At 63.1% G+C, this 17,177-nt stretch carries 15 protein-coding genes; 12 read left to right on the top strand and 3 right to left on the bottom strand.

What is annotated here, in order from left to right; genetic code table 11:
* Window positions 1-6 precede the first annotated feature (6 nt).
* Window positions 7-1,821, top strand: a complete 1,815-nt coding sequence (locus tag ONG87_RS11225; RefSeq protein ID WP_185793245.1) for a glycoside hydrolase family 15 protein — start codon at window positions 7-9, stop codon at window positions 1,819-1,821.
* A 31-nt stretch (window positions 1,822-1,852) separates the two neighbouring features.
* The gene (gene nudC, locus ONG87_RS11220; protein WP_264381250.1) at window positions 1,853-2,683 is read left to right on the top strand and encodes an NAD(+) diphosphatase; all 831 of its coding nucleotides are present in this window, start codon (window positions 1,853-1,855) and stop codon (window positions 2,681-2,683) included.
* On the opposite strand, the gene ONG87_RS11215 is transcribed toward nudC, so the two are convergent.
* Entirely contained in the window at window positions 2,651-3,442 is a 792-nt protein-coding gene (locus ONG87_RS11215; protein ID WP_192059626.1) for a TSUP family transporter, read from the bottom strand. The genes nudC and ONG87_RS11215 overlap by 33 nt on opposite strands.
* A gap of 406 nt (window positions 3,443-3,848) precedes the next feature.
* Entirely contained in the window at window positions 3,849-5,918 is a 2,070-nt protein-coding gene (tkt, locus tag ONG87_RS11210; protein WP_264381249.1) for a transketolase, read from the bottom strand.
* 227 nt (window positions 5,919-6,145) lie between these two features.
* Between tkt and hemB the strand changes: the two genes are divergently transcribed.
* Window positions 6,146-7,120 carry a porphobilinogen synthase gene (hemB, locus tag ONG87_RS11205; protein WP_264381248.1) on the top strand — a complete coding sequence of 325 codons (975 nt, stop codon included), beginning with the start codon at window positions 6,146-6,148 and terminating at the stop codon, window positions 7,118-7,120.
* A 9-nt stretch (window positions 7,121-7,129) separates the two neighbouring features.
* Here the strand turns inward: hemB and ONG87_RS11200 are convergent, their stop codons facing one another.
* A complete protein-coding gene (locus ONG87_RS11200; RefSeq protein ID WP_264381247.1) occupies window positions 7,130-7,552 on the bottom strand; it encodes a DUF4174 domain-containing protein in 423 nt (140 codons plus the stop codon).
* A gap of 127 nt (window positions 7,553-7,679) precedes the next feature.
* Here ONG87_RS11200 and ONG87_RS11195 point away from each other — a divergent pair, with 127 nt between their 5' ends.
* The 9 genes from ONG87_RS11195 to tpx all read left to right on the top strand — a co-directional run bounded on the left by ONG87_RS11195 (window position 7,680) and on the right by tpx (window position 16,961).
* Window positions 7,680-8,009 carry a hypothetical protein gene (locus ONG87_RS11195; RefSeq protein WP_264381246.1) on the top strand — a complete coding sequence of 110 codons (330 nt, stop codon included), beginning with the start codon at window positions 7,680-7,682 and terminating at the stop codon, window positions 8,007-8,009.
* Between the two features lie 214 nt (window positions 8,010-8,223).
* Entirely contained in the window at window positions 8,224-9,165 is a 942-nt protein-coding gene (locus tag ONG87_RS11190) for a hypothetical protein (RefSeq protein WP_264381245.1), read from the top strand.
* A 318-nt stretch (window positions 9,166-9,483) separates the two neighbouring features.
* The gene (locus tag ONG87_RS11185) at window positions 9,484-10,404 is read left to right on the top strand and encodes an aldo/keto reductase (RefSeq protein WP_122477867.1); all 921 of its coding nucleotides are present in this window, start codon (window positions 9,484-9,486) and stop codon (window positions 10,402-10,404) included.
* 12 nt (window positions 10,405-10,416) lie between these two features.
* Window positions 10,417-11,718 carry an NTP/NDP exchange transporter gene (locus ONG87_RS11180; protein ID WP_264381244.1) on the top strand — a complete coding sequence of 434 codons (1,302 nt, stop codon included), beginning with the start codon at window positions 10,417-10,419 and terminating at the stop codon, window positions 11,716-11,718.
* A gap of 82 nt (window positions 11,719-11,800) precedes the next feature.
* Entirely contained in the window at window positions 11,801-13,780 is a 1,980-nt protein-coding gene (locus tag ONG87_RS11175; protein WP_192103529.1) for a bifunctional diguanylate cyclase/phosphodiesterase, read from the top strand.
* Between the two features lie 178 nt (window positions 13,781-13,958).
* On the top strand, window positions 13,959-15,236 hold the full coding sequence (locus tag ONG87_RS11170; protein ID WP_122477870.1) for a serine/threonine transporter: 1,278 nt from the start codon (window positions 13,959-13,961) through the stop codon (window positions 15,234-15,236).
* An 88-nt stretch (window positions 15,237-15,324) separates the two neighbouring features.
* Window positions 15,325-15,819: a hypothetical protein gene (locus ONG87_RS11165; RefSeq protein WP_122477871.1), complete on the top strand. Its 495-nt coding sequence runs from the start codon at window positions 15,325-15,327 to the stop codon at window positions 15,817-15,819.
* Between the two features lie 251 nt (window positions 15,820-16,070).
* Complete coding sequence (locus tag ONG87_RS11160; protein WP_264381243.1) at window positions 16,071-16,334, top strand: DUF1652 domain-containing protein; 264 nt, start codon at window positions 16,071-16,073, stop codon at window positions 16,332-16,334.
* A 126-nt stretch (window positions 16,335-16,460) separates the two neighbouring features.
* A complete protein-coding gene (gene tpx / locus ONG87_RS11155) occupies window positions 16,461-16,961 on the top strand; it encodes a thiol peroxidase (protein WP_264381242.1) in 501 nt (166 codons plus the stop codon).
* The last annotated feature ends 216 nt before the right edge of the window (window positions 16,962-17,177 follow it).

Below are 17,177 nucleotides of genomic sequence, written 5' to 3'. Positions count from 1 at the left end.
GGTTCCATGCCGGCACTGATCGAAGACTATGCCCTGTTGGGCAACTGCCGTACCGCTGCTCTGGTTGACAAGTCGGGTTCGCTGGATTGGTTGTGCTTTCCTCGTTTCGATTCCCCTGCCTGTTTCTCGGCCCTGCTGGGTGACAGCGAAAACGGCCGCTGGCGTATCTGCCCCAGCGATGCCTTGACCGCTACCGAGCGCCGCTACCGCGACAGCACGATGATCCTGGAGACGGTGTTCCATACCGAGCACGGCAGCGCCATGCTCGTCGACTGGATGCCGGTGGGTGACCAGGACTGCGTAGTGCGCACGGTGGTCGGCCTGAGCGGGAAGGTCGCTTTCGACATGGAGCTGGTCATGCGCTTCGACTACGGCAGCAGCGTGCCCTGGGTCGAGCAGGCCCATCCCCGGACCCTCACTGCGGTGGCCGGCCCCGACATGCTGGTGTTGCGCAGCGCGTCCGACCTGCACGCGGTGGACCACCGCACCGGCAGCCGCTTCACGGTCGCCGCCGGCGAGCGGCTGTGCTATCGGCTGAGTTTCCAGGCCTCGCACCTGCCGCTGCAACCGGCCGTGGATGCCGACCGCTGCCTGGCCGAAACCGAGCGCTACTGGCATGAGTTCGCCGAGCGCTGCCCCGACGTGGGGGCATGGACGCCGCTGGTCAAGCGCTCGCTGTTGACCCTCAAGGCCATGACCTATGCCCCCACGGGCGGCATCGTCGCTGCGGTCACCACCTCGCTGCCCGAGCAGTTGGGCGGCGAGCGCAACTGGGATTATCGTTACTGCTGGCTGCGCGATGCCACCATGACCTTGCTGGCCTTCATGAACCTGGGCTACTACGAAGAAGCCGCTGCCTGGCGCAAGTGGTTGATGCGTTCGGTTGCCGGCAACCCCGAGCAGATGCAGATCATGTACGGCCTGGCCGGCGAGCGCCGATTGCCCGAGCAGACCCTGCCATGGCTGGCGGGCTACGAGGGTTCGGCGCCGGTGCGCATCGGCAACGGCGCCGCGACCCAGCGGCAGCTGGATGTCTATGGCGAAGTGGCCGACGCCATGAGCCAGGCCATCCGCGCCGGGCTACCGCGACACCCGCGTGGCGCCGCGATTTTCCGCGTCATACTGCCGTACCTGGAGAGCATCTGGGAGCAGCCGGACGAGGGAATCTGGGAGATTCGCGGTGCCCCGCAGCACTTCACCCACTCCAAGGTCATGGCCTGGGTAGCTTTCGACCGTGCGGCGAACCTCGCCGAGCCCACAGAGGAGGGACGGGAGCAGGCCGCGCGTTACCGCGCCGTCGCCGACCGCATCCATGCCCAGGTCTGCAGCCGGGGCATCGATGCGCAGCTGGGGCATTTCGTTCAGGCCTATGGCTCGACCCATACCGATGCCAGCCTGCTGCAGATTGCCTTGACCGGTTTCCTGCCGCCGGACGATCCGCGGGTGGTGGCGACCGTGGCACGTATCGAGAGCACGTTGATGCGCGACGGTCTGCTGCTGCGTTACGACACCGCCCACGGGGTCGATGGCCTGGACCCTGGCGAAGGGACTTTTCTGGTGTGCTCTTTCTGGCTGGCCGATGTCTATGTGCTGCAAGGCCGCATGGCCGACGCCGAACGGCTGTTCGAGCGCCTGGCCGGTCTGTGCAACGACGTTGGCCTGCTGGCCGAGCAGTACGACCCACAGGCGGGACGCATGCTGGGGAATTTTCCCCAGGCGTTCAGCCAGTTGGGCATCATCAATACCGCGCTCAACCTGTACCGCGCGCAGAACCCGGCCCAGGCCCGCGCTGCCGCCGCCGTGGGCGCGCGCGTGGAATGATCGCGCGGCGGCAAGACGAGGATTCGATTCGATGAGTGAACGCTGGACCACAGCGGTGCTCGATACCGCACAACCCGGTGGCTGGGCCGTGGCTCGCAGCAGCCAGGGATTTCTCTGCAACGCCCAAGGCGTACTGTTCGAGCGTGACTGGCTCAGGCAGCGACCCATCGATGTCCTGACCGAACACGGCATCGGGCATTTCGACGGCCGGCCGGTTTACCTTCTGGAGCTGCGCAGCCCGGACGCACCGGACGGCTGCCACTGGCAGGGCCTGCGGCAGTTCATGCTCGAAGGCGATTTCCAGGTCTACCGCATGCTCGGCTATGCCGCGCAGATCGGCACCTGGGCGCGTGAGCATCGGTTTTGCGGCAGTTGCGGCGGCCCGACATTGCAGGTGCCAGGTGAACGTGCGATGCATTGCGCGCGCTGCGAGTTGCGCAGCTATCCGCGGATCTCGCCGAGCATGATCGTACTGGTCACCCGCGGCGATGAAGTCTTGCTGGCTCGCTCTCCACGGTTCGTGCCGGGTGTTTACAGCACGTTGGCCGGCTTTGCCGAGCCGGGCGAGTCTGCCGAAGACTGCCTGCGCCGTGAGGTGATGGAAGAGGTGCAGGTGAGCGTACGCAACATCCAGTACATCGGCAGCCAATGCTGGCCGTTTCCGCATTCGATGATGCTGGGTTTCCATGCCGAATACGCCGCCGGCGAGATCGTGCCCCAGCTCGACGAAATCGAGGACGCCCAGTGGTTTCGCATTGATGCATTGCCGGCCCTGCCGGCCGGGCGCTCGATTGCCCGACACCTCATCGACCTGTATGTGGCGCGCCGCTCAGGCCTGCCCGAACCAGTGCTGCCAGGCTAGCCGCACGGTCAGGGCCAGCACGATGGTAATGAACACCGGGCGGATGAACTTGGCGCCGCCGCCGATCGCCGTGCGTGCGCCGAAGAACGCCCCCACCGTCACTGCCAGGCCCATGCTCAGGCCGATCAGCCAGTCGACCTGACCGCTGATGATGAACACCGTGAGTGCGGCGATGTTGCTGACGAAGTTCATGCTGCGCGCCACGCCGCTGGCGCGGACCAGGTCCAGTGGGTACAGCAGCATCGTGCTGACGGTCCAGAAGGCCCCGGTGCCGGGGCCTGCCACGCCGTCGTAGAAGCCCAGCGTCAAGCCTTGGGGCAATTGCCATTTGCGCTTGATCGGCGCGTGGCTGTCCAGCGGCGCCTTGGGTGTGCCGCCGAACAGCAGGTACAGGCCGCAGGCGAAGACGATCACCGGCAGCATCCGGTTCAGCCATTCGGCGGGCATGTAGTGCGCCGCACCTGCACCGAGAAATCCGCCGACCAGGGTGCCCAGCAGGGCATTCTTCCATTGCCGCGGATGGAACAGCTTGCGTTTGTAGAAGGTATAGCTTGCAGTCGCGGCGCCAAAGGTCGAGCTGAGCTTGTTGGTGCCCAGCACCAGGTGCGGTGGCAAGCCTGCAGTGAGCAGGGCCGGCGTGGTGAGCAGGCCACCACCGCCAGCGATGGCGTCGATGAACCCGGCCACGAATGCGACCAGCACGAGAATGAGCAGGATGCTCGGCGTGACGCTGAGATTGGACAGAAGATCGAAAGACATGGGGTCGGCTTCACGGCAGGGTGCATGCGAAAGGCGCAGGCGAATGCAGCCATTCTAGCCGGTGCGCGGCGCTGCATGCATCCGTAGGAGCGGTCTTTGGCCGCGAATGGGACGCCGCGGAGCCGCCGATGGACGGCGCCGCCCGTTTCGCGGCCAAAGAGCGCTCCTACACAGAAGCCTGATACCGTAGGAGCGGTCAGCGGCCGCGAAAGCAACGCCGCGGAGTTCCAGACTCACCGCGCCGCCCGTTTCGCGGCCAAAGACCGCTCCTACACAGGAGCCTGATACCGTAGGAGCGGTCAGCGGCCGCGAAAGCAACGCCGCGGAGTTCCAGACTCACCGCGCCGCTCATTTCGCGGCCGCGGACCGCTCCTACAGGGTGTCAGACCGCGCCGCCGAAATGGGGCTAGCCGATCTGCTCTTTCGCCAGCTTCACCACATTGTCCACGGTGAACCCGAACTTGGCCTGCAACTTCTCGATCGGCGCCGAGGCCCCGAAGCTGTTCATCACCACCTTCGCACCGGTGGCACCCACGTAGCGATCCCAACCCAGCGGTCCGGCCTGCTCGATGGCCACGCGCGCAGTCACCGCAGCCGGCAGCACCTGCTCGCGGTACTGCGCATCCTGCTCCTCGAACAGCTCCCAGCACGGCAGGCTGACCACACGCGCCGCGATACCTTGCTCATGCAACTGCTCATAGGCCTGCACGGCAAGGCCCACTTCACTGCCAGTGGCGATCAGAATCACCTGCGGATCCTCGCTGTCGGCCAACACATAGCCGCCACGGGCGACACCCTCGGCACTGCCGAAGCGCTCGCGATCCAGGGTCGCCATAGGCTGACGCGACAACACGATGCACGACGGCCGATCAGTCTGCGCCAAGGCAATCTTCCAAGCCTGGGTGGTTTCGTTGGCATCGCCTGGGCGCAACGTCAGCAGCCCTGGGGTGGCACGTAGCTGGGTCAGGTGCTCGATGGGCTGATGGGTAGGGCCGTCTTCACCGACACCGATGGAATCGTGGGTAAAGACGAACACCACCGGCAACTCCATGATCGCCGCCAGGCGAATCGGCGGTTTCATGTAGTCGCTGAACACCAGAAAGGTCGAGGTGTACGGACGGATGTAGCACAGCGCCAGGCCATTGGCGATCGCGCCCATGGCGTGCTCGCGGATGCCGAAGTGCAGATTGCGGCCCCCAGGCTGGGTTGCCGAAAAACTGCCGGCACCGTCGAACGTCAGGTTGGTCTTGGTCGACGGCGACAGATCGGCCGAGCCGCCCAGCAACCAGGGAATCTTCTTGGCGAACGCGTTCAGCACCTTGCCGCCCGCGGCACGCGTCGCCACACCCTTGGCGTCGGTGTCGAAGGCTTCCAGTTCGGCCTGCCAACCTTCGGGCATTTCCCCAGCGCGCATGCGCCGCAGTTCCTCGGCCAGGTCGGGTTCGCGTTCTGCCAGTGTCTGCAACTGCCGTTCCCACTGCGCATGGCGTTCACCATGGCTGCTCAGCAAGGTGTCACGCAGATGATGAGCCACGCTGTCAGGCACCGAAAAGCTGCTGTTCTCATCCCAGCCGTAGGCTTTCTTGGCCAGCTTGATTTCATCGTCACCCAGCGCTTCACCGTGGGCAGCGGCGGTGTTCTGTTTGTTCGGCGCGCCGTAGCCGATCACGCTGTCGACCATGATCAAGGTCGGCGCGTCGCGGTTCTGGGTGAACTGCTCGAAGGCTTTGGCCAACGCTTCGGTATCGTTGGCGTCGGTAACGTGCAAGATGTTCCAGCCGTAGCCCTTGAACCGGGTCAGCACGTCTTCGCTGAACGCCAGTTCGGTGTGGCCTTCGATGCTGATCGTGTTGTTGTCGTAGATCCAGCACAGGTTGGCCAGCTTCAAATGGCCGGCCATCGACGCGGCCTCGCTGCTGACGCCTTCCATCATGTCGCCGTCGCCGCAGATCGCGTAGACGTTGTAATCGAACAGCTTCAGGTCGTCGCGGTTGAAGCGCGACGCAAGCCAGTGCTGAGCCATGGCCATGCCAACGCTGTTGGCGCAACCTTGGCCCAGCGGCCCGGTGGTGGTCTCGACACCGGTAGTGAAACGGTATTCGGGATGCCCGGGAGTCTTGGAGTCCATCTGGCGAAACTGCTTGATGTCGTCCAGGCTGACGGCAGGCTGGCCGGTCTTGGTCCCGTGCGCGTCGATTTCTTCGACGCCCGCCAGATGCAGCAGGCCGTAGAGCAGCATGGAAGCATGGCCGGCGGAGAGCACGAAACGGTCGCGGTTGGGCCAGTCGGGATGCTCGGGGTGGTAGCGCAGGAAGCGGCTCCACAGGGTATAGCCCACCGGCGCCAGGGCCATGGGTGTGCCGGGATGCCCGGAATTGGCTTTCTGCACGGCATCCATGGCCAGCGTGCGCAGGGTATTGATGCACAGCTGGTCGGTCGCGGTGGAACTGGCTGGATTGGAAATCTGATTTGTCATATTGATTCGATCCCACATTGAGTTCGCGAGGAAATCGCGGTGAAGATGTCGTCAGGGTTGACCCTTGAGCGGCCGGGTAAGTTGCGTTGCAAGGCCGTGCTCTGCACTTCAACCAATTGTTACCTGCCGTGCAACTCAGCTTTATCGAAATCCGGTTTGCCCGGCGCCCGTCTCCCGGCCTAAGCTTGCCCGTTCGATGCCGTACGCCCTTATCAGTGGAATCCATGATGCCCAGCCAGTTTCCTTCCGCCAGGCCGCGCCGCCTGCGCCGCAACGCTTCTTTCCGCGACCTGTTCCAGGAAGCCGAATTCAATCTTGGCGACCTGGTGCTGCCGATTTTCGTCGAAGAAGAGATCGACGACTTCGTGCCCATCAACAGCATGCCGGGAGTCATGCGCATTCCCGAGTCGAAGCTTGCGGGCGAGATCGAGCGCTACGCGCGTGCCGGCATCAAATCGGTGATGACGTTCGGTGTATCCCACCACCTAGACGCCGATGGCAGCGACACCTGGAACGAAGACGGCCTGGTGGCGCGCATTGCCCGTATCTGCAAGGACACGGTTCCAGAGATGGTGGTCATGGCCGACACCTGTTTCTGCGAGTACACCTCCCATGGCCATTGCGGGGTTCTGCACGGTGATCATGTCGACAACGACGCGACCCTGATCAACCTTGGCAAGCAGGCCGTGGTTGCGGCGCGCGCCGGTTCCGATTTCATTTCACCGTCGGCGGCCATGGACGGCCAGGTGCAGGCGATCCGTGCTGCGCTGGACGAAGCCGGTTTCTTCGACACGTCGATCATGGCCTATTCGACCAAATTCGCGTCGTCGTTCTACGGCCCGTTCCGCGAAGCCGGTGGCACGGCCCTCAAGGGTGATCGCAAGACCTACCAGATGAACCCCATGAACCGTCGCGAAGCCGTGCGCGAATCGCTGCTCGACGAGCAGGAGGGCGCGGACGCCTTGATGGTCAAGCCTGCAGGGGCCTACCTCGACATCATTCGCGATATCCGCGAGGCGTCGCGCCTGCCGCTGGCTGCGTACCAGGTCAGTGGCGAATACGCGATGATCAAGTTTGCCGGCCAGGCAGGCGCGGTGGACGAGCAGCGTATCGTCCGCGAGAGCCTGGGCGCGATCAAGCGCGCCGGCGCCGACCTGATCTTCACTTACTTCGCCATGGACATCGCCCGCGAAGGCATCTGAATCGTCGATTCACTCGCCCTGGCGCATCGGCATGCGGTCGATGGTGCTGAACAAAGCCTGCGGATCGACGGGCCCCGGCTGGTCGACCTTGATGCCGCCGTCCTTGCCCACCAGCAAGACCCTGGCCTGGGCATCGGCCGGGTGCCTGAGCGCCTTGAGCAGCGCCGCGCTGGCCTCATTGCTCAACGGCTGGCCATTGCGGCTGGCCCGGCCGCCGACGATTTCGTAGAGCACCATTTCACGTTCGACGAACGCCTCGCGGTTGACCGGCTTGGCCAGCGCGGTGCGCAGGTCGACCAGGGTGGCATCGCGTGCATCAGGCGCAATGACGATCAGTGGACGACTCTGCCAGCGTTCGGCAACCAGCGGGTTGCCGTCGCTGGCATGGGCCAGCGACGCGCCCAGCGCCAGGGCTGTGATCAGGTTTTTCATGTTCCATCTCCTTTCAACGAGCAGGGTCTGGCCCGACAGGGGCATTCTCGACAATGGCATTCCCGGTAGAACTTGGGCATGTGCGGTGGGTTCCAAGCCGTATCGTTCCTGCGCAATGGGTAATGCAATGCGACTTAGAATCCAGCAACACGATATAGAACAAACCAATCTGCGCACCGTCAGTGAAATCTGGTTAGCGGGCCCGGCGTGTACGTTCAGTGCAGAAAGCGAGGTCGACACCCTGTGTTTCTGGCGTGGAAGGCCCGTTGTCAGCCACGAAATGCTCAGTGAGGGCACTCACGAGCAGAACCTGCAGCGGCTGTGGCTGGTCGTCGCTGACATTTGCGACAACCCTGCCGTTGCGGCAGTCGAGGCCAGGCTGCGTACTGCGCTGGACAAGCAGAACATGGAAGGTGAGTTCTATCCTGCGGAGCAGAAAAATACCACTCGTCAGTAGTCAAGCTCGTTTGCGTTACAGAACAATGCAGAAAGCCCGGTCAAGCGTTGACGGTTCGGGCAAATTGCATGAGTTCACGTTTAGGTTAGTTACCTAAACTGATGATTTCAAAAGCTATTATTTTTATCCCGCGTGGCACGTGTGGTGCAGTGTTCTTCCCGCAAGCATTTCGTGAGCGATCACACACGTTGAACCTGCTAGGAGCACGACAATAATGATGACCCCTGCCGACCACCTTCCTCCTGCTGCCGCGCTATCCGCTTCGACGGACAGTTCCAATCACTCTGGTGTTTCCTGGGCCGCGATCTTCGCCGGCGCAGCGGGTGCCGCCGCCTTGTCCATGATCCTGGTGGTGCTCGGCTTCGGTCTTGGCTTTTCGGCCATATCGCCTTGGGCCGACAAGGGTGTGAGCGCCACTACGCTCGGCGTCTCCACGGTAATCTGGCTGACGTTCACGCAAATCGTCGCCTCCGGAATGGGCGGCTATATTGCCGGCCGCCTGCGGGTGAAGTGGGCCAACATGCACGGCGACGAGGTGTACTTCCGCGATACCGCGCACGGCTTCCTGGCGTGGGCGGTGGCCTCGCTGGTCACTGCAATGCTGGTGTTGGGTTCGGTCGGCAGTGCGATCGGTGGCGGCGTGCAGGCCGGCGCCAGCGTTGCCTCCGGTGCCGCCGTGGCAGCGGGCAATTCCGCGAATGACAACGCCAGCGACCCGTATGGCTACTTCGTCGACATGCTGTTTCGCGACAACCGCCCGGTAGCGGTCAGCGACGACGCGGCCCATGCCGTAGTGACCCGCATCTTCGCCCGGACGGTGAGCAACGACGGTCAGCTCGCCGGTGAAGACCGCGCCTACCTGGCGCAACTGGTCAGCCAGCGTACCAACTTGACCCAGGCTCAGGCCGAGCAGCGCGTCGATCAGGTCTACGGTCAGGCGTTGAAGTCGGTCGAAGACGCTGAAATGGCCGCCCGCCAGGCCGCCGATACCGCCAAGAAGGTTGCTGCCGCCACGGCGCTATGGACGTTCGTCGCCTTGCTCTGCGGCGCGTTCTTCGCCAGCTTCGCGGCGACCTTCGGTGGCCGCAGCCGGGATGCCGTGGTCTGGCATGAACGCGACCGCACCCGCACTCACGCACCCACTTCGATTCGCTGATCAAGGAGTACTGCCATGCGCTCGATTCTCTTGTTTTTCCTCGGTGTGCCTATCCCGATCATCATCTTGATCGCGCTGTTCATGCACTGATTCATCCAGCAGTTGCATGACAAAAAACGCCCCCGGCGCAATTACATTGCCCGGGGGCGTGTCGTTTGGGCCTGCTGTAATGCAATCGCGCGGTCGAAAATTTGTTGTCCTGATGTTTCATTTGTCATGGATGGCGCCCCGAGTCCTGTGTGCTTGGCCATACTGGGGTCTGCCATCTTCGTGGGAAATGTCTTCCCGACTCGCGTGAAAACCCTGAGGGGCTACTCCATGCCGACCCGCCGCCAATTCGTTCAGTACACTGCCATGTTGAGCGCAGCCGCCAGCTGGGGCTCGCTCATGTCACCCCTCGCATTCGCCGCACAACCCTTGTTGCAGCGCAAGATTCCCGCCTCCGGGGAACAGCTTCCGGCTATCGGCCTGGGTACCTCGCAGACATTCAACGTCGACCCCGCTTCGGCAGACATGGCGCCGCTGCGCGATGTGCTCAGGGCCTTCGTCGACGGTGGCGCCAGGGTGATCGACACGGCGCCCAGCTATGGTCGCGCCGAGCAGGTGACCGGCGACCTGGTGAACCAGGCCGGCGCGCGCGACAAGGTGTTTCTCGCAAGCAAGGTATCTGCGACCGGTCGCGAGGCCGGCATGCGCCAGATCGAAGCCAGCTTCAAGGCGCTGCAGACCGACAGGATCGACCTCATCCAGGTCCATAACCTGCAGGACACCCGTACCCAGTTGGCGTTGCTGCGTGAACTCAAGGCCCAAGGCCGTATTCGCTACATAGGCGTGACGCATTACGTGGAATCGGCTCACGACGAGCTGCTGGCCGTGCTGAAGAAAGAGCCGGTCGATTTCGTCCAGGTCAACTACTCGATAGGCGCGCGCAACGCCGAGCGTACCCTGTTGCCGTACTGCGCCGATCACGGCATAGCCACCTTGATCAACCGCACGTTCGAAGCTGGCCGGCTGTTCGCCAAGGTCAAAGGCCGCGCTCTTCCCGAGTGGGCTGCGGCCGAGCTGGATGCCAGTTCATGGGCCCAGTTGATGCTCAAGTTCGTGCTGGCCAACCCTGCGGTCACCACGGTGATTCCAGCCACCTCGCAGCCGCGCTATGTCCTCGACAACCTGTTGGCCGGCCAGGGCCGCCTGCCCGATGCCGGCCAGTTGCAACGCATCGCCGCCGAATTCGCCTGAGGTGCGCAAGCCATGATCAGCGTCAGCGCGCGTCTGCGTCAGGCGATCAATGCCCGAGCCGATGAAGGACGGGCAGCGCTGGCCGCGTTCGCGTTGTTTTTCTGCCTGTTCTGCGGCTACTTCATGCTGCGGCCGATCCGCGAATCCATGGGCATCCAGGGCGGTGTGGAAAACCTGCAATGGTTGTTCACGGCCACCTTCGTCGCGATGCTGGTGGCCGTGCCGCTGTTCGGCTGGCTCAACTCCAGGGTGCCCAGGCTTCACTACATCGATTGGGTATACGGATTCTTCGGCGGCAACCTGTTGCTGTTCGCCGCCGCCTTCGCTGCTGCCGAGCAGGGCATCTGGCTGGCGCGAATCTTCTACGTATGGATCTCGGTCTACAACCTGTTCGTCATCTCGGTGGCATGGAGCCTGATGGCCGATGTGTTCGATGGCGCCCAGGCCAAGCGCCTGTTCGCGTTCATCGCCGCCGGAGCCAGCGTCGGCGGCCTGGCGGGGCCGGCCACGAGCGCGCTGCTGGTCGGCGCCATCGGCGCCAGCGGGCTGTCGATACTGGCGGCAGCATTGCTTGGCGTCGCGATCTTGCTGAAACACCGATTGATGAGCTGGCGTGCCGAGCACGGGGCAGGGCGGCCGGGTGCCGCGCACGCCGAAAGCCCGCGCAAGCCGGTGGCCGGCAACCCGTTCAGTGGGCTGACGCGTGTGCTGCAATCGCGCTACCTGCTGGGCATTTGCGCCTTCGTCGTGCTGTTGGCCACGGTCAGCACCTTTCTGTATTTCGAACAGGCCCGTCTGGTCGCCGAACGGTTCCCCGGTCGCGAGGAACAGGTGCGGGTATTCGGCATCATCGATTTCGTGGTCCAGGCCGGTGCGCTCATCGCGCAGTTGTTCATCACCGGCCGGCTGGCGCAACGGCTGGGAGTGAAGACCTTGCTGGCGCTGGTGCCGGCGCTGGTCTGCCTGGGCTTCGTCGGCCTGGCGCTGGCACCCACTTTCGCCATGCTGGCTGGGCTGATGATCGTGCGCCGCATCGGCGAATACGCCTTCGTACGTCCCGGTCGCGAAATGCTCTTCGCCCCATTGGACGCCGAAACCAAATACAAGGCGAAGAACTTCATCGACACGGTGGTCTACCGCGGCGGCGATGCCTTCAGTGGCTGGGTGAAGAGCCTGCTCGACCTGCTCGGACACGGCGTGCTGCTGATCGCCCTGGTGGGCGCTGCCTGCGCAGCGCTGTGGGGAGTGGTGGGCTGGTACCTGGGTGACAAAGCGGATGCAGCCTCAGCAGAACATTCGGACGCTCGCAAATAAACTGCCTTGATGACCCACGGTTGGCTACAGTAAAGCTGAGTTCGGCCGACAACTTCTGATTACACCCATACGTTCGGACATGATGTCTACGACCAGACGCTTCACCTGCACCGGCCTGTTCGCGCTGATCAAACGGTTGTGCAGCGTACCTCAAGGCAATTCGCGTCTGCTGGCGGCCCAGTACCAGGCCCTGGCCAGGCAGATTCCCCTGATGTACTTCATCCTGCTCATCAACAGCTGGGCGCTGGCCTTCACCCACATGGCCAGCTCGCCCGTGTGGATGACCGTGCACATACCGCTGGTACTGACCCTCATCAGCCTGGTACGAGCGCTGGCCTGGCGCCGCGGTTGGCAGCACCAGCCAGACGATGTCGAAGTCGCCCAGGCGCTGGCACGGACCAACCGCATCTGTTGCGTGGTAGCCATCGGTTTCACTGTGTGGGCGCTGGCCCTGTTTCCCTATGGCGACAGCTACGCCAAGGCCCATGTGGCGTTCTACATGGCCATCACGGTGATCGGCTGCATTTTCTGCCTGATGCACCTGCGCTCCGCCGCCCTGATGACGGCCGCCGTGGTCAACGTGGCCTTCATTGCCTTTTTCGCCTCCACCGATAACCCGACGTTCATCGCCACCAGCGTCAACGTGATGCTGGTCACGGGCATCATGCTGGTGGTGTTGCAGAACAACTACCGCAACTTCACCGGCCTGGTGAACGCCCAGGCGCACAGCGAAGCGCTGAGCGACGAGAACTTCCTGCTGGCCAACAAGGACAGCCTGACCGGGCTACCCAATCGCCGCTGGTTCTTCAACTGCCTGGACACCTGTCTGGCCCAGGCAGGGGAGCAGGGGCACAGACTGGGCGTGGGCATTCTCGATCTTGACGGATTCAAGCCGGTCAACGACCTGTACGGGCACAGTGTCGGCGACCGCCTGTTGGCCGAGGTCGGCACGCGCCTTGCTGCGCTGCTGCCGGACGGCGTTCACGTTGCGCGTCTGGGTGGCGACGAGTTTGCCTTGATCCTGCCCGATTGCGGCGACAACGCGCAGATTGCAGCCTTTGCCGAACGCATCTGCATCGAACTGGGCAAGCCCTACCTGTTGGTCGATGTGCCAATCCAGGTCGGTGCTTCGATGGGTTTGGCGACCTTCCCGGACCTTGCCACCGATGCGCACGAGCTGTTCGAGTACGCCGACTACGCGCTGTACCACAGCAAGCGCCATGTCGTCGGTCACATGTCGCTGTTCTCGGCGCTGCACAGGAAGCAGTTGCAGAGCGCGATCCTCACCGAGCAGGCGCTGCGTCGTGCCGATCTGGATCGCGAGTTCAGCGTCGCCTTCCAGCCCATCGTCGAGTTGCAGACCGGCGCCACCGTGGCGTTCGAAGCCTTGGCTCGGTGGCAGAGCGTGGAGCTGGGGCCAGTGCCGCCCGGCCAGTTCATTCCGGTCGCCGAGCGCAGCGGCATGATCAATCGTCTGACCCTGCCACTGTTGGCCAAGGCCCTGCAGGGTGCATGCACCTGGCCGGCGCCGATCCGTTTGTCCTTCAACCTGTCGGCCCACGACTGCGGCTCCCCCGAAGCCGTGCAGGCCATCGTCAAACTCCTGGCCAACGGCCCGTTCGACCCCAGCCGAGTCGACCTGGAAATCACCGAAACGGCGACCCTGCAGGATCTGGATCTGGTTCAGGAAGCGATCGCATCCCTGCGGGCCCTGGGCTGCGGTATTTCGCTCGACGACTTCGGTACCGGCTATTCGAGCCTGAGCCATCTACACGCGCTGGCCCTGACCAAGCTCAAGGTGGACCGCAGTTTCGTCGCCCGCCTGCACGAGAAACCGGCCAGCTACAAGATCGTCAAATCGCTGCTGGCCTTGACCCAGGACATGGACCTGGATTGCATCTTCGAAGGAGTAGAAACCCGCGAGGAGGCGCAGGCGCTGGCATTGCTGGGTTGTCGCTATGTTCAGGGCTATTACTTCGCCAGACCCATGCCCGCGGACACCACCGCGACCTGGCTGGTGCAGAGCCTAGTACCGGAGAAATGGCTGGCAACGTCTACGTAAACGCGCCGTTGTCGCGCCAGATGGCCGTGCACCGACGGACCGTTGCTCGAGTAACCCTTTGCTTTCCTTGCACAATCTTGGACAATCACGCCCCTTTTCAAGGCCGGGGCGCTGCCAGCTGCACGTTTTTCCCGCTTCCGGCCATCAGTTGAACACAGGCAAGCGGAGATTCGACCGGATGAACGAGCAAGCCAACAGCCTCGACCCACGCTACGCCCAGGCGCCCGCCGCCCTGACCCCCTGGAGCCGCCACGACACCACCTGGATGCTCGGCCTGTTCGGCACTGCGATCGGCGCCGGCACCTTGTTCCTGCCGATCAACGCCGGCCTTGGTGGTTTCTGGCCGCTGGTCATTCTTGCCGTGCTGGCTTTCCCGATGACCTACTACGCGCATCAGGGCCTGACCCGCTTCGTGCTTTCCGGCCGCGCCGGCACGGACATCACCGATGTCGTGGAGGAGCACTTTGGCCTCAAGGCAGGGGCGTTGATAACGCTGCTGTACTTCTTCGCCATCTTTCCGATCCTGCTGATCTACAGCGTGGGCCTGACCAACACCGTCGGCAGTTTCATGGAGCATCAGTTGCACATGGATACGCCGCCACGGGCGGTGCTGGCGCTGGTACTGATTCTCGGTCTGTTGATCGTGGTGCGCTGCGGCGAACAGTTCATCGTCAAGGCGATGAGCCTGATGGTCTATCCGTTCATCGTCGCGCTGGTGTTGCTCGCGCTGTACCTGATTCCGCACTGGAATGGTGGCATCCTGGCGACCGCCGGGGACCTGCCCGCACCCGGTGCGCTGATCCATACCCTGTGGCTGGCGATCCCGGTGATGGTGTTTTCCTTCAACCATTCGCCGATCATCTCGGCCTTCGCCGTGGACCAGAAGCGTCGCTACGGCGAGCACGCCGACCAGCGCAGCAGCCAGATCCTGGCGCGCGCCCATGGCTTGATGGTGGTGCTGGTGCTGTTCTTCGTGTTCAGTTGCGTGCTGACCCTGTCGCCTGAGCAGCTTGCCGAAGCCAAGGCGCAGAACCTGTCGATCCTGTCCTACCTGGCCAACCACTTCAGCAATCCGGTGATAGCGTTCGCCGCACCGCTGATTGCGATCGTGGCCATCGCCAAATCGTTCCTGGGCCACTACATCGGTGCCAGCGAAGGCATCAAGGGCCTGGTTCTGAAATCCGGCCGTCGGCCCAATGCCAAGGCCCTGGATCGTTTCACCGCACTGTTCATGTTGTTGGTCTGCTGGCTCGTCGCCACGCTCAATCCGAACATCGTGCGCATGATCGAAAGCTTCGGCGGGCCGGTCATTGCCGCGCTGCTGTTCCTCATGCCGATGTACGCGATCCGGCGTGTGCCGGCCATGCGCAAGTACGCCGGGCACGTGTCCAACGTATTCGTGACGCTGGTAGGCCTGGTGGCGATTTCGGCGCTGGTCTATTCGCTGAGCGCCTGAGCAAGCCTGTTACACTGACCCTCGATGCCCGACCTGCGGCCGCCGATTTGCGGCATGCCCAGGGCGGGCGCGCACCGAGGTGGTCGCGATGGACGAAGTACAGCAACTGGCTGACATGCTCAAGGAACACGCCGCAGCCCAGCAACGCCTGCAGCAGGCGTTCAAGGACCAGTGCCAGCACTGGCAAGCCAGCATCCAGGCACTGTTCGGTCAAATCGAAACCTGGCTGGCGCCCCTTACCGATCGGCAACTGCTGGCGATCGAACGTTCTCCCTGGGTCGCCACCAGCAGCAATTACCCCAGCGAGCACTCGCCTTTCATCAGTGAATCACTGGCAATCATTCTCGCCCAGCGCCGGGTCGAACTGGTGCCGCAGGTGATGGGGCAGGGTGGGGCGATGGTGATAGCCGTCGCGGGTCTGACTTCGGATCGTCACGGCAGCATTTCCATCGTCAAGGACTCGGCGGATGGTGCCTGGTACTGGCGCAAGGAACGTGGCACCAAGGAAGCGGAGTCCAATGTGCTGGATGCCGATTTCTTCGCCCAGCAGCTTCAGGGGCTGATTCCAAAGCCGCGCGACTGAGCAGCGCGACGCCGCCGACTGCAAGCATTGTAGGGCTTTCACGGTGCTGAAACGCTTCTTTGAAATTTCTGTACAAGTATTTTATTTTTATTGATTTCAGTGGGTTGCGCTGATTTTTCGCTGAGCCGCAAACTCTCGTTGCACCTGTTCGAGCGCAGGTATATATCTCTTGGAACGAAACTGTTCTGTAGTCCCGAGGCCTAGTCCGCCGCGGGTAGGACGCCGATCACAGGCTCTACAGGAGATAGACCATGCTTCCCCCCGGACTCAGCGCGCTGGAGCTGCGCAATATTGTCGAACTGGCGTTTTTGCCACGCAAATGCGTGTGCACAGTGATCGACGATGAATCGCTGTGTATCAAGCTGTTGAACGAGCAGACCGATGAGGTCGAGCTCTTCAAGGCGGATATTCCCTTTCAACGAGTGGTCACCGCTGTCGAACGGGCACGGCTCGTTCTGGAACTGGAAAAGCCGCAACCTGCCACCACTGTCCATGCCCGTGCCAGAGCCGGTTGAGCCTCGTTTCAACAGTGCCAGGGCGTCTGTGTGGCCGGAACACTTATTTTCAATCTACGCATAGGCCGTGCGTCACTTTTCATGGTTAACTTTGCCCTTTCTCAATCCCGAAAAAGGACAAGGCTCATGGCTCAAGTGACGCACAAAGGCAACGCGATCAACGTCAGTGGCGAGCTTCCCCAGGTCGGTGCCCAGGCGCCGGCGTTCACCTTGGTCGGCGGTGGCCTGGCCGAGGTGTCGCTGCAAAGCCTGGCCGGCAAGCGCAAGGTGCTGAACATTTTCCCAAGCATCGATACCCCGACTTGCGCCACTTCCGTGCGCAAGTTCAATGCCCAGGCCAACGACGTGGCCAATACGGCCATCCTCTGCATCTCCGCCGATCTGCCGTTCGCCCAGGCCCGTTTCTGCGGCGCCGAAGGCCTGGAAAACGTCCAGAACCTGTCGACTTTTCGCGCCCATGATTTCCATCACGCTTACGGCGTCGACATCGCCGAAGGCGCCCTGAAGGGGCTGACCGCGCGTGCAGTCGTGGTACTCGACGAGAACGACAAGGTGCTGCACAGCGAGCTGGTCCCCGAAATCGGCCAAGAGCCCAATTACGAGGCCGCCCTCGCTGTCCTGAAGTGATCCGTCGCAGTATCTGACAGCCCGCAGTGACCCCGGACGCGGCTCGCGCCGCTGCTACAAGGATTGCGATGTTTCTGTAGCAGCGGCGCAAGCCGCGTCGGCCAGCACTGCGCTCCTGTAGCAGCGGCGCAAGCCGCGTCGGCCAGCACTGCGCTCCCGTAGCAGCGGCGCAAGCCGCGTCCGGCAACACCGCGCTCCTGTAGCAGCGGCGCAAGC

It is taken from the genome of Pseudomonas sp. MM227, assembly GCF_947090715.1.
Taxonomy (GTDB): Bacteria; Pseudomonadota; Gammaproteobacteria; order Pseudomonadales; family Pseudomonadaceae; genus Aquipseudomonas; species Aquipseudomonas baltica.
The sequence above is the reverse complement of the archived record's forward strand: the minus strand, read 5'-3'. Positions and strand labels throughout refer to the sequence as shown.

What these genes read in the sequence shown, in the direction of transcription:
- ONG87_RS11175 (WP_192103529.1), top strand. Translation starts at nt 11,801, where the DNA reads ATGTCTACGACCAGACGCTTCACCTGCACCGGCCTGTTCGCGCTGATC.
- ONG87_RS11225 (WP_185793245.1), top strand. Translation starts at nt 7, where the DNA reads ATGCCGGCACTGATCGAAGACTATGCCCTGTTGGGCAACTGCCGTACC.
- ONG87_RS11170 (WP_122477870.1), top strand. Translation starts at nt 13,959, where the DNA reads ATGAACGAGCAAGCCAACAGCCTCGACCCACGCTACGCCCAGGCGCCC.
- ONG87_RS11185 (WP_122477867.1), top strand. Translation starts at nt 9,484, where the DNA reads ATGCCGACCCGCCGCCAATTCGTTCAGTACACTGCCATGTTGAGCGCA.
- ONG87_RS11165 (WP_122477871.1), top strand. Translation starts at nt 15,325, where the DNA reads ATGGACGAAGTACAGCAACTGGCTGACATGCTCAAGGAACACGCCGCA.
- ONG87_RS11215 (WP_192059626.1), bottom strand. Translation starts at nt 3,442, where the DNA reads ATGTCTTTCGATCTTCTGTCCAATCTCAGCGTCACGCCGAGCATCCTG.
- ONG87_RS11200 (WP_264381247.1), bottom strand. Translation starts at nt 7,552, where the DNA reads ATGAAAAACCTGATCACAGCCCTGGCGCTGGGCGCGTCGCTGGCCCAT.
- ONG87_RS11180 (WP_264381244.1), top strand. Translation starts at nt 10,417, where the DNA reads ATGATCAGCGTCAGCGCGCGTCTGCGTCAGGCGATCAATGCCCGAGCC.
- ONG87_RS11195 (WP_264381246.1), top strand. Translation starts at nt 7,680, where the DNA reads ATGCGACTTAGAATCCAGCAACACGATATAGAACAAACCAATCTGCGC.
- hemB (WP_264381248.1), top strand. Translation starts at nt 6,146, where the DNA reads ATGCCCAGCCAGTTTCCTTCCGCCAGGCCGCGCCGCCTGCGCCGCAAC.
- tkt (WP_264381249.1), bottom strand. Translation starts at nt 5,918, where the DNA reads ATGACAAATCAGATTTCCAATCCAGCCAGTTCCACCGCGACCGACCAG.
- ONG87_RS11160 (WP_264381243.1), top strand. Translation starts at nt 16,071, where the DNA reads ATGCTTCCCCCCGGACTCAGCGCGCTGGAGCTGCGCAATATTGTCGAA.
- ONG87_RS11190 (WP_264381245.1), top strand. Translation starts at nt 8,224, where the DNA reads ATGATGACCCCTGCCGACCACCTTCCTCCTGCTGCCGCGCTATCCGCT.
- nudC (WP_264381250.1), top strand. Translation starts at nt 1,853, where the DNA reads ATGAGTGAACGCTGGACCACAGCGGTGCTCGATACCGCACAACCCGGT.
- tpx (WP_264381242.1), top strand. Translation starts at nt 16,461, where the DNA reads ATGGCTCAAGTGACGCACAAAGGCAACGCGATCAACGTCAGTGGCGAG.